The sequence below is a fragment of the Amycolatopsis sp. NBC_01488 genome, from assembly GCF_036227105.1.
Taxonomy (GTDB): Bacteria; Actinomycetota; Actinomycetes; order Mycobacteriales; family Pseudonocardiaceae; genus Amycolatopsis.
In genome coordinates this window covers 8,737,448-8,751,598 of record NZ_CP109434.1, presented here as the reverse complement: position 1 = coordinate 8,751,598, position 14,151 = coordinate 8,737,448, and the positions used below count along the sequence as shown (strand labels likewise).

The window sequence follows — 14,151 nt, the reverse complement described above, 5'->3', positions numbered from 1 at the left end:
CCGTTCACCCCCGTCCACGGGAGTCTCCCTTGATCACGGCCACCGGCCTTGAGCTGCGCGCGGGTTCGCGCATCCTGCTCGACGGCGCCACCGTCCGCATCCAGCCCGGCGACCGCATCGGCCTCGTCGGCCGCAACGGCGCGGGCAAGACCACCTCGCTGAAGGTCCTCGCCGGCGAAGGCGAGCCGCACGCGGGCGAGGTCCGCCGCACCGGCGAGCTCGGCTACCTGCCCCAGGATCCGCGCGAAGGTGATCTTTCGGTCACCGCGAAGGACCGCGTGCTCTCCGCGCGCGGCCTCGACAAGCTGATGCGCGACATGGAGAAGGCACAGGCCTCGATGGCCGAGCTCGTCGACGACGCCGCGCGCGACAAGGCCATCAACCGCTACGCGCGGCTCGAAGAGCGCTTCTCGTCGCTCGGCGGGTACGCCGCGGAGAGCGAAGCCGCGCGGATCTGCTCGAACCTCGGCCTGGCGGACCGGATCCTGTCCCAGACGCTGCAGACGCTGTCGGGCGGCCAGCGCCGCCGCGTCGAGCTGGCGCGGATCCTGTTCGCCGCGGCCGAAGCCGGCGCCGGCGGCAAGTCCGAGACGATCCTGCTGCTCGACGAGCCGACCAACCACCTCGACGCCGACTCCATCAACTGGCTGCGCGGGTTCCTCAAGCAGCACGACGGCGGCCTGGTCGTGATCAGCCACGACGTCGAGCTGCTGGCCGACGTGGTCAACAAGGTCTGGTTCCTCGACGCCACCCGCGGCGAACTCGACCTGTACAACATGGGCTGGCAGCGCTACCTCGACGCGCGCGCGACCGACGAGAAGCGCCGCCGCCGCGAGCGCGCCAACGCCGAGAAGAAGGCGTCGGCGCTCCAGCAGCAGGCCGCAAAGCTCGGCGCGAAGGCGACGAAGGCCGTGGCGGCCAAGAACATGGCCCGCCGTGCGGAGCAGATGCTGTCGGCGCTCGACGAAACCCGGCAGGCCGACAAGGTCGCCCGGATCAAGTTCCCGGACCCCGCGCCCTGCGGCCGCACCCCGCTCACCGCCGAGGGCCTCTCGAAGTCCTACGGCTCGCTGGAAATCTTCACCGGCGTCGACCTCGCCATCGACCGCGGTTCGAAGGTCGTCGTACTCGGCCTGAACGGCGCGGGAAAGACGACTTTGCTCCGGCTCCTCGGCGGAATGGAAACCCCGGACACCGGCGAGATCGTGCCGGGTCACGGAATGCGTTTGGGCTATTACGCACAGGAACACGAAACTCTTGATCATGATGCGTCGGTGTGGGAAAACATCCGACATCTCTCGCCGGACACCGGCGCTCAGGAGTTGCGGAACCTGCTCGGCTCGTTCCTCTTCACCGGCGAACAACTCGACCAGCCCGCAGGCACGCTTTCCGGCGGCGAGAAGACCCGGCTCGCGCTCGCCGGCCTGGTCTCCAGCGCTGCCAACGTGTTGCTCCTCGACGAGCCGACCAACAACCTCGACCCGGCCAGCCGCGCCCAGGTCCTGGACGCTTTGCGCAGCTTCGCGGGCGCCGTCGTGCTGGTCACGCACGACCCCGGCGCGGTCGAGGCGCTGGAGCCCGAGCGGGTCATCCTGCTGCCCGACGGCACCGAGGACCACTGGTCGGCGGACTACCTGGAACTTGTCCAGCTCGCGTGATCGATGCGTCCATTCGGGTGCAAGATCACTCCCGCCCAGCACTGGAATGGCCCAATGTGATCGCAATTTCGGCTGTTTTAGGGCTGTCGTCTGGCAATCCGGCGCTCAGTGTTCGATCATTGCCCCGGCAGGGGCCGATATGTGGCCCAGAACACTCTCGGCGGGAAGGCGATCGACGTGGCTGATCTCAAGAAAGGCGCGCGGATCACCGGCAACACGCGCGACAAGCTGGCCGCTGACCTGAAGAAGAAATACGAGAAGGGCTCGAGCATCCGGGCCCTCGCGGAGTCGACGGGCCGCTCCTACGGGTTCGTCCACCGGGTGCTGTCGGAGTCCGGAGTCCAGCTGCGGGGGCGCGGCGGGGCGACCAGGGTCAAGAAGAAGTAGTCGCGGACTGCTGCGCGGGGGGCGCAGCGGGATCTTCGGCCACGCGGAACGTCAGGTGGGCCCCGAGCAGGACCAGCGGGTACACCAGGTAACCCCACCGGGTGGCCGGGGTGAGCAGGATCAACGCGCCGAGTCCGACGGCGATGCGCAGCACTGCGCCGGAGCCGTTCGCGGGGGGCCGGCGCACCAGCCAGACCAGCATCGCCACGGCCGCGGCGCCGACGAGCGCGAACGCCGCCACCTGGCCGATCGCGCCGGTCTCGGCGATCAGGTGGCCCGGCAGCGGGCTCGCCGCGGGCGACCGCACGACGCCCATCCCGAGGGGGAACCGGAAGACGTGCTCCACGAACGCCGCCGGGTCCACGAGGTACACGGGCAGGTGCAGCGCGGCCGTCGTCGCCACGAGCGCTGACGCGAACCGCCCCACCGCGGGCCAGTCGAGCCCTGTCTTGTGGCTAACCCCGCCCCGGCGTACCAGCACGAACACCGCCAGTACCGCGGCCGCGGGCGCGACGATCAGCTTCGCGCTGACGACCAGCGCCAGCACCAGGCCCGCCCACGCGGCCCGCCCGGTCGCGGCGAGCGCGCAGGCCAGCACCAGCAGCCCGACGATCGCCAGGTCCGGCCCGGCGACGGCCCAGGTGAGCGCGGTGAGCGGGCACGCCAGCGCGAGCTGCGCCGCGCCCACGGGAACCTTCGGCCACTTCAGCAGCTTCAGCGTGCCGAGCACGCACGCGCAGGCGGACAGCGCGAACATCCACCGGGCGTCGGTGAGCGCGTCACCCAGCGGAGTGCCGCCGAACAGCGCACGCGGCAGGCCGAAGACGGCCATGACCGGGCCGTAGGGGGTGTAGTCGTTGACGACCGGCGGCCGGCCGAGCGCGGTGACGTCGACGTACGGGGTTCCGTGGTGCAGCAGCAGATCCGCCGACCGCTCGATCACCCAGACCTCGGGCTGCGCGGCCCACGAGAACGGCGTGATCAGCCAGTCCACTCCGGTCAGTCGCCGGATCACCAGAAGCAGCAACGGAAGGATCATTGCCAACAGTGCGACGGCGCCGATCCCGCACCAGCGTGAGCGGAGTACGCCGGGTGGCGTACGGCCGGCTCGTGCGGACAGCAGCAGCCACCCGCTGTGCAGCGCGCCGAGAGCGTAGGCGACGGTCGCGAAGGTGCCCCAGACGCGGTAGCCGTAGAACTCGGACTTGAGCGCGGTGGGCAGCGCGAAGGCCAGGCAGGCGAGGTAGAAGCCGAGGTCCCAGCGCAGCGGGGCTTTGTCGAGAGCGCTCGCGGGTGCGGTGAAGAGCCCTGCCGCGCGCCGCCATGCGGGCGCTTGGCCCACCTCCGTTCCCACCCCGTCAGGCTACCGAGCGCGCCGGAATCGTCGCGGGCCGCCCGGTTCAGCCCAGTTCTCGCAGACGGGGGAGCAGGTCCGCGGCCGCCTGCGACGCCTTCACGACGTCGTCATGCCCGGTCGGCATCAGGACCAGCTCCGTGAAACCCGCCTCGACGTAGCTCTCCGCGAGCCGCACTGCACTGTCCGCATCGGACGGCAGCCGGAACTGCACCGCCCGCCGGATCGTCGACGGGTCGCGGCCGGCCGCGGCGCAGTGGGCGTCCAGTACGCGCGAAAGCCGTTGCAGCTCGGCGATTTCCGTGCCCGGCAGGGCCGCGTTGACCCACACGTCGGCGTGCGCGGCGACCACTCGCAGGCCGAGCTTCTCCCCGCTGCTGCCCAGCCACAGCGGCGGCTTCGGCTGCCGCGGTTTCGGGTCGCTGCGCGCGCCGGTCAACGTGTAGTGGCGGCCCGGGTAGTCGGTGACCGGCCGGGTCCACAGCAGCTTGAGGATCTCGCAGGTTTCGGCGAGCCGTTCGACGCGTTCGACCGGTGGCGGCGTTGGCGTGCCCATCATCGTGTCGGTCATCGCGTCGCCGCCTGCGCCGAGGCCGACGTCGAGCCGGCCGCCGGCGAGGTGGTCGACGGTCACCGCGATCTTCGCGAACGTGCCCGGGTGGCGGTTCGTGTTGCCCGACACCAGACATCCGATGCGGACCCGCTTCGTCGCTTCGGCCATCGCCGCGAGGAGGGTCCAGCCGTCGAAGATGTCGCCGGTGCGGTCCGGTCCCATCGGGGCGAGGTGGTCGAAGACCCAGCAGCCGTCGAAGCCGGCGTCGTCGGCGATGGCCCAGATCTCGCGGAGCGCGGCGATGCCGATGTGCTGCTGGGGTGGCTTGAGCCCGACACTGGTCATGACGCTCTCCTGATCATCAGAGTAACAAATCATCAGTATTATTGACGATCAGCGTAAGGGTAGAGTTCTCGCATGTCCAGCGATCTCGCCGTCACCTGGCGGCTCGGCTACCTGTTCAAGCACGCCCAGCTCCGGCTCGCCGAGCTGGCCGAGCCGCGGTACGCGCCACTCGGGATCACCGGGCGCCAGCTCGCGCTGCTGACGCTGTTCGGGGACGGACCGCCGCTGTCGCAACAGGACGGCGCGGTGCGCCTGGGCATCGACCGGACGACGATGGTCGCGCTCGTCGACGAGCTGGAGGACAAGGGCCTGGTCCGGCGCGAGGTCGCGCCGGGGGACCGCCGGAAGCGGCTCGTCACCTTGACCGGCGAAGGCGAGCGGGTCCGCGCGGCGGGCGAGGAAGCGACCCGGCAAGCTGAGGCGCTGCTGCTGGAACCGCTGGCCGAAGGGGACGCGGACCGGCTGCGCGCCGCACTGCACCGCGTTGTTCGCGGGGAGTGAACGGCGGCGGGAAGCAAACGGGCAACGATGGCGTTGTCCAGGTCATATCCGGAGAAAACCTCAGCCATAGTAGAGGTTTCGACACTGGGGGTTTCCCATGGACAACACCTGGGCGCTGCTGAGCTCGGCGATGCGCGCCAACGACGTCCCGAAGGGGCTGACCCGCGGCACGCTGAAACGCGTCGCGCGGTTCGCCCGGCCGCACTGGCGGCGGCTGCTCGCCTTCCTCGTGCTGACCGTGATCTCGGCGGTCCTCGCGGTGACGACGCCGGTGCTGGCGGGCAAGGTGGTCGACGCGATCGTCGGCGGCCGTGACCTGCCGCTGGTCGTGTGGCTCGCGGTCGTCATCGCGCTGCTCGCGGTGGCCGACGCCGGGTTCGGCCTCATCGAACGCTGGCAGTCCGCGCGCATCGGCGAGGGCATCATCTACGACCTGCGCCGCGCGGTGTTCGAGCACGTGCAGCGGATGCCGATCGCCTTCTTCACGCGCACCCGCACCGGTGCGCTCGTCTCACGCCTGAACAACGACGTCATCGGCGCGCAGCGGACGTTCACCGCGACGCTGTCCGGGCTGGTCACCAACACGATCCAGCTGGCGCTGTCCCTGGCCGTCATGCTGACGCTGTCGTGGCAGGTCACGCTCCTCGCGCTGGTGCTGCTGCCGATCTTCGTGCTGCCCGCGCGCCGGCTCGGCCGCCGGATGGCCGGGCTGCAGCGGGAAGCCGCGAACCTCAACGCCGGCATGACCACCCAGATGACCGAGCGGTTCTCCGCGCCGGGCGCTACTTTGGTGAAGCTCTTCGGCCGTCCGGTGCAGGAGGCCGACGACTTCGGCGTGCGCGCCGGGCGCGTGCGCGACATCGGCGTGCGGACTGCGATGCTGACCCGCTGGTTCATGACGAGCCTGACCCTGGTTTCGGCGCTGGCGCAGGCCCTCGTCTACGGCCTCGGCGGCTACCTCGCGCTGACCGGCAAGCTCGCGCCGGGCACCGTCGTCGCGCTGGCCCTGCTGCTGACGCGGCTCTACGCGCCGCTGACCGCGCTGGCCAACGTCCGCGTCGACGTCATGACGGCGCTGGTGTCGTTCGAGCGCGTCTTCGAGGTCCTCGACCTGAAGCCGATGATCGAGGAGAAGCCCGCCGCGCGTGCGTTGCCCGCTTCTTCCGGTGTCTCCGTCGAGTTTTCGGACGTCCGCTTCGGCTACCCGGCGGCGGACCGGTACTCGCTGGCGTCGCTGGAAGACGTCGCGACGCTCGACCACCGCGGCGGCGAAGAGGTGCTGCACGGGGTTTCGTTCCGCGCCGAGCCGGGGCAGATGGTCGCGCTGGTGGGGTCTTCGGGCGCGGGGAAGTCGACGATCGCGTCGCTGCTGCCGCGGCTGTACGACGTCGACTCCGGGTCGGTGCGACTGTCCGATGTGGACGTCCGGGACCTGAGTTTCGCTTCGCTGCGGGAAACCGTCGGCGTCGTGACGCAGGACGGGCACCTCTTCCACGAGACGATCCGCGCGAACCTGGCCTACGCGCGCCCGGGCGTCACCGACGACGAGATCTGGGCGGCACTCGAGCGGGCGCGGCTCGGCGAGCTGGTGCATTCGCTGCCGGACGGTCTTGACACGACGGTGGGGGAGCGCGGCTACCGCCTCTCGGGCGGCGAGCGGCAGCGGCTGACGATCGCGCGGCTGCTGCTGGCGCAGCCCAAGGTCGTCGTGCTGGACGAGGCGACCGCGCACCTGGACTCCGAGTCCGAGGCGGCGGTCGGCGAAGCCCTCACGCACGCGCTGGCCGGCCGCACGGCCCTGGTGATCGCGCACCGCCTGTCGACGGTCCGCGCGGCCGACCAGATCCTGGTCCTGGAGCACGGCGAAATCGTGGAACGCGGAACGCACGAGGAACTCCTGGCCGCCAACGGCCGCTACGCAACCCTCCACGCAACCCAGTTCGCCGAAGAAGAACCCGCCGTGGCGTGATCAGCGGGGCATCACTCGTGATTGGAGAGGCATCACGTGTGATTGAGCGGGCATCACGTGTGATTGGCGGGGCATCGCGCTGATGCCCCTCCAATCACGTGTGATGCCCCTACAGACACGCGTGATGCCCCGCTTATCACGCCTGATGCCCGTCGACGCACGTGTAGAGGGCGGTGACCAGGGCCATTTTGCGGGGGTCGTCGCGGATCAAGGGGCCCAGCTGGTTGAGGGTGTAGCCGAAGGCGATGGCGTTTTCCGGGTCGGCGCCGCCGGTGGAGCCGCCCAGGCCGTCGTGGCCGAAGGCCGCCGGGTTGGGGCCGAAGCCGCGGGCGTCGCTGCCGAGGTAGAAGCCCAGGCCCCACTCGTTCGGCAGGCCGAGGACCGCGTCGATCTCCCTGCCCTGGCTCTCCCGCGCCCGGGCCAGCGCCGGGGCGGACAGGAGCGTGCCGGTGGCCAGCGCGTGGTAGATCGTCGCGATCGCGCGGGCCGTGCCGTGGCCGTTCAACGCCGGCATGACGGCGTGGCGGAAGGCCGGGTCGTTGGCGTGGTGCCCGGCGAGCTGCGGGTTGGTCAACGCGGCCTGCGCGACCGGGCCGGCGGCGGCGAACGCCGTGGCCAGCGCGTTCGCCATCTCCTCCGTCATGACCGGGTCGACCAGGGTGGCGCAGCGGTCCAGGTCGGCGTCAGGACCCAGGCCGATCGAGAAGTCCGCGCCGAGCGGCCCGGCGACCTGCTCGGCGAAGAACTCGCGGATGCCCTGCCCGGCGATCCGCCGGACGACCTCGCCGACGAGCCAGCCGTAGGCCAGCGCGTGGTAGCCGCCCGCGGAACCGGGCTCGTACAACGGTTCCTGGGCCGCGAACAGCGACGTCATCAGGTCCCAGTCGTACAGCTCCTCGACGGCCACCGGCCGGTCGAGCCCGATGCCGGGCACGCCGGAGCGGTGCGAAAGCAGCCACCGCACCGGGATCTCGCCCTTGCCCGCCGCGGCGAACTCGGGCCAGTACTTCGCGACCGGCGCGTCCACGTCCAGCTCGCCGGCGTCGGCCAGCTTGTGCGCGCAGATCGCGGTCATGCCCTTGGTCGTCGACCAGACGTTGGCCAGGGTGTCCGCCTGCCACGGACGCGTCCGGTCCGGACCGGACCAGCCGCCCCACAGGTCCACGACGACCTCGCCGTCGCGGAAGGCGGTGAACGCCGCGCCCAGCTCGCCGCGCTCGCGGAAGTTCGCCTCGAAGGCTTCGCGCACCGGCTCGAACCCGGGGGCGCACTCGCCGTGCACCGTCGCCGTGGCACCGTCCATGGGGTCTCCTTCGCTCGCCGCTGAGCACACCGACCAGTCGGTATGGAGACGCTAAGGCGGCCGGGCACGCTCGTCAAGGCGTGCCCGGCCGGTGCTTCTTCACGAACTGGCGCGGTCGCCGGCTACTTCAGCCGCGGCACGATCGCGCCGTACTTCTCCAGCAGCGCGGCGTTCGCCTCGTCGCCCCCCTCCACATTGGAGCTGCGCCACAGCGGGACGTCGAGCCCCTCGGCCGTCCCGCGGTCGTAGACCTGCGAGAGCACCAGGTTCCACAGGAACGCGTTGACCACAGTGGACAGCGGCGCGGTGCGTGGCGCGTCCGGCGGGTAGCTCGCGTCGCCGGGGATCACCAGCGAGTCCAGCACGACGGTGCCCTGCTCGACCAGCGTGCTCGACGACCGCCGCGGCGCCGCCGCCACGCACGCCCGCGACGTGATCGCGATGACCGCCGCCCCGCACTTCCGGGCTTCGATGCACAGCTCGACCGGGTACGGGTTCGACCCGGACGTCGAGAACACCACCAGCACGTCGTCCGGCCCCGGCGCGCGCTCGGCCAGCACCTCGGCGGCCAGGCCGGTGCGCCGCTCGGTCTTCGTGCTGCTCACCGCGCCGTGCAGCGGGAGCAGGTCCGGGTGGTACAGCGGGTACACGCAGGCCAGGCCGCCGGCCCGGTAGAACGTCTCGGCGACGGCGGCCAGCGAGTGCCCGGCCCCGGCGGTATAGACCAGTGCGTCGGCCCGGATCACCCCCAGCACCAGATCCGCCGCTTCGCGCACTGCCTCGGCGTTGGCCTGCTCGACGTCGGCCAGTTGCTTGGCGACGCTGGCCGAGATGTCCGTGGCGCTCACCACACCCACCCTTCCGTAGGGGATCGGGCGCCGAATCTACCGCGAAGATGGTGGCAGGCGGTGGAATAGCCCGGTGGGCGGTCGCGGTTGACCCGAATGCGGGCGAGGAGGAGGACGCGGGTGAGCGAGACGCAACCGGCGGTGTCCCGGTGGCCGGCGCGCGGGCGGACCGAAGCGGTCGTGCTGGTGCTGCACGGCGGCGCCGAGCGCGGCACGGGCCGGGTGCCGCCCTGGAAGCTCGCCTTCCTGCGGATGGTGCCGATCGCGCGCGCCCTGCACCGGGCCGGCCGCGCGGACGGCGTCGAGGTGCGGCTGGTGCGCAACCGCCGCTACGGCTGGAACGCTCCCGCGCTGGACCCCGTCGACGACGCCCGCTGGGCCCTCGACCGCGTCCACGCCGACCACCCGGGCCTGCCGGTCGTGCTGGTCGGCCACTCCATGGGCGGCCGGGTGGCGCTGCGCGTCGCCGACGACCCGGCTGTACGCGGGGTCTGCGCGCTGGCGCCGTGGACGCCCGGGGGCGAGCCGGTGGCCGCCGTCGCCGGGCGCTCGGTGCTCATCGTGCACGGCACGCGCGACCGGATGACGAGCCCGGCCGAGTCGCACGCCTTCGCCGGACGCGCCGAGGGCGTGGCCGCCCGCGTCGCGCGGTTCGAGATCGCGAACGAAGGCCACGCGATGCTCCGCCGGTCGTCCGTGTGGACCCGGCTGACGATTGCTTTCACACTGGAAGTGCTCGCCGGGGAGGTCCGCGACGAGCTCCGCGGCGCGTGGGCCGCGCCGGGGCCGCAGCGGCTCCGAATACCGGTGTAGAACCGCCCCGAACAGGGCATACAGCGAAACGCGCCGCGGGGGTGCGGCGACTAGGATCGATCACCGGCGCAGCCGGCCTGCCGGAGGGAGAACCGTGACCACCTCGAGTGTCGACCGCGCTCAGGACATCCCCGACGAGTCCCGCTGGCCGGGCTTGGCGAGCCCGCCGCGGTCCGCACTGCGCGCCCGGATCGCCGCCGCGCTGTTCCGCCGCGCGGTCCGCCCGCTCGACCTGCGGGTGACGTTCCCGGACGGCACCGTGCTCGGCGCCGGCGGCCCGGAGTCGCCCGAAATGCGGATTCTCCGGCCCGAAGCCTTCTTCCACCGCCTCGGCGTCGACGCCAAGATCGGCTTCGGCGAGTCCTACATGGCCGGCGACTGGACCGCGTCCGACCTGGCCGAGGTGCTGACCCCGTTCGCCGAGCGGATGGCCACCCTGGTGCCGCCGGTGCTGCAGAAGTTCCGGCGGATCGCCGAGCGCACGCAGCCGCCGTCCGAGGAGAACACCCTCGAAGGCGCGCGGGCCAACATCCACCGGCACTACGACCTGTCCAACGACCTGTTCGGCACCTTCCTCGACGAGTCGATGACGTACTCCTCGGCGCTGTTCGGCCCGGCCGACGATCTCACCGCCGCGCAGCACCGCAAGATCGACAGCGTGCTGGACTACGCCGGCGTCCGCGAGGGCAGCGAAGTCCTCGAAATCGGTACCGGATGGGGTGAACTCGCCATCCGCGCCGCGGCCCGCGGCGCGCAGGTGACGTCCCTGACCATTTCGGAGGAACAGCGCGCGCTGGCCACCGAGCGCATCGCGGCGGCCGGCTTCTCCGACCGCGTCGACGTGAAGCTGTGTGACTACCGCGAGTCGAGCGGCCAGTACGACGCCGTGGTCAGCGTCGAGATGATCGAGGCCGTCGGCGCGTCCTACTGGCCGGCGTTCTACGCCACGATCGGGGAGCGGCTGCGCCCCGGCGGGCGGTTCGGCCTGCAGGCCATCACCATGGACCACGACCGGATGCTGGCCGCCTCGCGCGCCTACACCTGGATCCACAAGTACATCTTCCCGGGCGGCATCATCCCGTCGGTGCGCTCGGTCGAGGAGGGCGTCAAGGCGAACACCCGGCTCAAGCTGGCCGGGATGCGCGAGTTCGGCCAAGACTACGCGCGCACGTTACGGTGGTGGCGCGAACGGTTCCTGCACCGCTGGGCCGACATCGCCGGGTTCGGGTTCGACGACGTCTTCCGCCGGATGTGGGAGTTCTACCTGGCCTATTCCGAGGCCGGGTTCCGCTCCGGGTACCTCAAGGTCCACCAGTTCGGCTACGAGGCGACCGGCAAGTAACTTCGCCGGACAACCCGACCCCGGTGCCGCACGTCCTCCTTACGAGGGCGTGCGGTGTACTGGCTGCGACAGCTTGTCCGGATCGGGATTGGGTGATGGTGATGACGTACCGTGGCGACGACGGCGGGCGCCGGATGCCGCCGCCCCGGCCCGCCGGGCGCTCCCGCGACCAGCGCGCGCAGATGATGCCGCTGCCCGGGCGCGGCCAGAGCCCGTACGACGAGCGCACCCGCCCGATGGGCACCCGCGAGGACGAGCGGCAGTACGCGCCGCCCCCGCCGCCGCGGCAGGACCCGCCTCGGCGCCCGGCCGACGACGACTACCCGCCGTCCCGGCCGCCCCGGCGGCGCCGCTGGGGCATCGGCCGGATCCTCCTGACGCTGCTGCTGGTGTTCGTCGTGTTCCTCGCCGGCATCTGGGTCTACCTGGAGTTCTCCATCAAGCGCGTCGACGCGCTCGCCGACTACTCCGGCCGCCCGGTCGCCGCGTCCGGTACCAACTGGCTGATCGTCGGCTCCGACAGCCGTGAGGGGCTCACCGCTGCGGACGAGGAGCGCTTGGCCACCGGCGACGTCGCGGCCGCCGGCGGCGGGCAGCGCACCGACACGATCATGGTCGCGCACCTGCCGGACAACTCCACCAAGCCGACGCTGCTGTCGCTGCCGCGCGACTCGCAGGTGTCGATCCCCGGTCACGGCAAGAACAAGATCAACGCGGCGTTCTCGCTGGGCGGCCCGAAGCTGCTCGCGCAGACCGTCGAAGGCGCCACCGGCCTGCACATCGACCACTACGCGGAGATCGGCTTCGGCGGGTTCGCCAAGATCGTCGACGCGATCGGCGGCGTCGACATGTGCATCGACAAGGACATGAACGACACGGTGACGGGCATCAGCATCAAGGCGGGCTGCCAGTCGCTCGACGGCCGCTCGGCGCTGGGCTTCGTCCGGATGCGCCACAGCGACGCGACGCCGCGCTCGGACCTCGACCGCGTCGCCAACCAGCGCAAGTTCATCGGCGCGCTGGTCAGCCAGATCGCCAGCCCCGGCACGCTGCTCAACCCGTTCGACTTCTTCCCGCTGCTGTCCTCGGCGCCGGACGCGCTGACCATGGACTCGGGCGACCACGTGCACAACCTGGTGGGCCTGGCGATCGCGCTGCGCGGGATCTCCTCGGGTGGCGTGGTGACGACGACGGTCCCGGTGACGAGCGCGTCGGCCGAGAACTGGGACAAGACCAAGTCGAAGCAGCTGTTCGACGCGCTGAAGAACGACACGGAGGTCCCGGCCGGCGTCATCGCCAATTAATTCGGGAGCGCCGCAGGGCTCGGCCGGGGCACCATGGGAGACATGGAGACCCCGGCCGAGACGTTCGCCCAGGACGAGTTTTCGCTGACCCGCTGGCAGTTCGCCGACGCGGGGGCGGTGCAGGCCGCGGTGTCCGGCTCCGGCGCGCACCTGGCCGACTGGGTGCCCTGGGCCGTCGGCGGCTACTCCGACGAGTCCGCCGCGGCGTTTTTGCGCTTGACGCACGAGAACTGGGAGACCGGCCGGGCGTACGAGTGGGCGATCCGGGTGGACGGCTCGCTCGCGGGCGGCGTCGGCGTGCTGACCCGCGAGGGCGGGGCCGAGATCGGCTACTGGCTCGCGCGGGACTTCACCGGCCGTGGGCTCGTGACCCGCGCCGTCTCGCTGCTCGTTCCGGACGCTTTCGCGCGCGGCGCGGGGTACGTCGAGATCCGGCACGACGAAGCGAACGTCCGAAGTGGAGCGATCCCGGCCCGGCTCGGGTTTTCGGTGGTGCGCAAGGAACCCGCGGTCGACGGCGTCCGGCCGCCCGCGTGCGCGGGCGTCAAGCAGGTGTGGCGGAAGGAGAAGCCGTGAAGGAGGCCTACACCGGAGACGGCTTCACCCTGACCCGCTGGCAGCTCGCCGACGCGCCGGACCTCACCGCGGCGATCACCGGGTCCCTCGACCACCTCGGGGGCTGGATGATCTGGGCGACCGGAGGCTACACCGCCGCAGACAGCGCCGAGTTCCTGGAGCGCACCCGGAAGAACTGGGAGAGCGGGGAAACGCACGACTTCGCCCTGCGCGTCGCCGGCTCGCTCGCGGGCGGCATCGGCACGATGACGCGGGACGGCGGGATCGAGATCGGCTACTGGCTCGCGCGCGGGCACACCGGCCGCGGCTTGATCACCCGCGCGGCGTGGCTGCTGACCGCGGAGGCGTTCCGGCTCGGCGCGGGGTACGTCGAGATCAAGCACGACGAGCGGAACGTCCGAAGTGGCGCGGTGCCCGCTCGCCTCGGTTTCACGAAGGTGCGCGAGGAACCGGCGGACAGGCCGCTGGCCCCGTCGTGCGCGGGTATCGACCACGTCTGGCGTTGGGAGCGGCTGTGAAGGGGACACTGGCATTGTGCGCGGAGCCGAGCCATCGGTGGCTGTGCGAGCGGCGTGATTTCGCGAACCGGGCCGAGAAGCGCGGGAACCGCGCGGACTCGCACGAGTACTCGATCCGGCGCGGCCGCGGACGGCGCCGGCGTACCGGCCCGGGCGGGTGGCCGGCGGCCGGAGTGCGCCGGCCACCGGCTTGGCCGCCCCGCGGCTGGCGCCGCTAGGAAACCTTGTTCCGCTCCCGCAGGACCTTGAGCGCCTGGTCGGCGTGGACCGTGAAGTTCAGCTCGCTCTTGATCTTCTCGAGCACCGTCCGGTCCTCGCCGATCACGAACGTGACGCGCTTGGCGTGCATCGGCAGCAGCTTCCGCCAGACGCCGAACTGCCGGGCGACCTCACCCTCCACATCGGACAGCAGCGGGTAGTCGAAACCGTTGGCCTGGGAGAACCGGCGCTGCTTGGTGACGCCGTCCGGGGAGATGCCGATGCGGTGCGCCCCGACCTCGGCGAACTCGGCGGCGAGGTCGCGGAAGTGGCAGCTTTCGGCGGTGCAGCCCCCGGTCATGGCGGCGGGGTAGAAGAACAGCACGACCGGCCCGGTGGCCAGGAAGTCCGACAGCGTGCGGTCGGCGCCCTGGTCGTCGGGCAGCGTGAAGTCGGGGGCGAGGTCTCCGGCGTCCATGGAC

Annotated in this window: 14 protein-coding genes; 9 read left to right on the top strand and 5 right to left on the bottom strand. The window is 71.5% G+C overall.

Annotation, left to right across the window (positions count from 1 at the left end; genetic code table 11):
• Nucleotides 1-29: 29 nt before the first annotated feature.
• Together OG738_RS41100 and OG738_RS41095 are read left to right on the top strand one after the other, a co-directional pair.
• Nucleotides 30-1,658, top strand: coding sequence for an ABC-F family ATP-binding cassette domain-containing protein (locus tag OG738_RS41100; protein WP_329049201.1), 1,629 nt, complete (start codon nt 30-32; stop codon nt 1,656-1,658).
• Between the two features lie 177 nt (nt 1,659-1,835).
• Nucleotides 1,836-2,045, top strand: coding sequence for a helix-turn-helix domain-containing protein (locus tag OG738_RS41095; protein WP_003071237.1), 210 nt, complete (start codon nt 1,836-1,838; stop codon nt 2,043-2,045).
• On the opposite strand, the gene OG738_RS41090 is transcribed toward OG738_RS41095, so the two are convergent.
• Nucleotides 2,032-3,399, bottom strand: a complete 1,368-nt coding sequence (locus OG738_RS41090; protein ID WP_329049200.1) for a glycosyltransferase 87 family protein — start codon at nt 3,397-3,399, stop codon at nt 2,032-2,034. The genes OG738_RS41095 and OG738_RS41090 overlap by 14 nt on opposite strands.
• A gap of 46 nt (nt 3,400-3,445) precedes the next feature.
• Nucleotides 3,446-4,297, bottom strand: coding sequence for an LLM class flavin-dependent oxidoreductase (locus OG738_RS41085; RefSeq protein WP_329049199.1), 852 nt, complete (start codon nt 4,295-4,297; stop codon nt 3,446-3,448).
• 72 nt (nt 4,298-4,369) lie between these two features.
• On the opposite strand from OG738_RS41085, the gene OG738_RS41080 reads away from it, so the two are divergent.
• Nucleotides 4,370-4,798 carry a MarR family winged helix-turn-helix transcriptional regulator gene (locus OG738_RS41080; RefSeq protein ID WP_329049198.1) on the top strand — a complete coding sequence of 143 codons (429 nt, stop codon included), beginning with the start codon at nt 4,370-4,372 and terminating at the stop codon, nt 4,796-4,798.
• A gap of 97 nt (nt 4,799-4,895) precedes the next feature.
• On the top strand, nt 4,896-6,767 hold the full coding sequence (locus tag OG738_RS41075; RefSeq protein WP_329049196.1) for an ABC transporter ATP-binding protein: 1,872 nt from the start codon (nt 4,896-4,898) through the stop codon (nt 6,765-6,767).
• A 136-nt stretch (nt 6,768-6,903) separates the two neighbouring features.
• On the opposite strand, the gene OG738_RS41070 is transcribed toward OG738_RS41075, so the two are convergent.
• Together OG738_RS41070 and OG738_RS41065 are read right to left on the bottom strand one after the other, a co-directional pair.
• Complete coding sequence (locus OG738_RS41070) at nt 6,904-8,070, bottom strand: serine hydrolase domain-containing protein (protein WP_329049195.1); 1,167 nt, start codon at nt 8,068-8,070, stop codon at nt 6,904-6,906.
• A 122-nt stretch (nt 8,071-8,192) separates the two neighbouring features.
• Entirely contained in the window at nt 8,193-8,921 is a 729-nt protein-coding gene (locus OG738_RS41065) for an SIS domain-containing protein (RefSeq protein WP_329049193.1), read from the bottom strand.
• 117 nt (nt 8,922-9,038) lie between these two features.
• Here OG738_RS41065 and OG738_RS41060 point away from each other — a divergent pair, with 117 nt between their 5' ends.
• The 5 genes from OG738_RS41060 to OG738_RS41040 all read left to right on the top strand — a co-directional run bounded on the left by OG738_RS41060 (nt 9,039) and on the right by OG738_RS41040 (nt 13,471).
• Nucleotides 9,039-9,731, top strand: a complete 693-nt coding sequence (locus OG738_RS41060) for an alpha/beta hydrolase (RefSeq protein WP_329049192.1) — start codon at nt 9,039-9,041, stop codon at nt 9,729-9,731.
• A gap of 94 nt (nt 9,732-9,825) precedes the next feature.
• Entirely contained in the window at nt 9,826-11,073 is a 1,248-nt protein-coding gene (locus tag OG738_RS41055) for a cyclopropane-fatty-acyl-phospholipid synthase family protein (protein ID WP_329049191.1), read from the top strand.
• Nucleotides 11,074-11,168: 95 nt separating this feature from the next.
• Nucleotides 11,169-12,377, top strand: a complete 1,209-nt coding sequence (locus OG738_RS41050; RefSeq protein WP_329049189.1) for an LCP family protein — start codon at nt 11,169-11,171, stop codon at nt 12,375-12,377.
• Between the two features lie 42 nt (nt 12,378-12,419).
• A complete protein-coding gene (locus OG738_RS41045) occupies nt 12,420-12,953 on the top strand; it encodes a GNAT family N-acetyltransferase (protein ID WP_329049187.1) in 534 nt (177 codons plus the stop codon).
• Nucleotides 12,950-13,471: a GNAT family N-acetyltransferase gene (locus OG738_RS41040; protein WP_329049186.1), complete on the top strand. Its 522-nt coding sequence runs from the start codon at nt 12,950-12,952 to the stop codon at nt 13,469-13,471. Before OG738_RS41045 ends, OG738_RS41040 begins: the two co-directional genes overlap by 4 nt.
• 214 nt (nt 13,472-13,685) lie before the next feature.
• Here the strand turns inward: OG738_RS41040 and OG738_RS41035 are convergent, their stop codons facing one another.
• Nucleotides 13,686-14,147, bottom strand: a complete 462-nt coding sequence (locus OG738_RS41035) for a peroxiredoxin (RefSeq protein WP_329049183.1) — start codon at nt 14,145-14,147, stop codon at nt 13,686-13,688.
• Between the last annotated feature and the right edge of the window lie 4 nt (nt 14,148-14,151).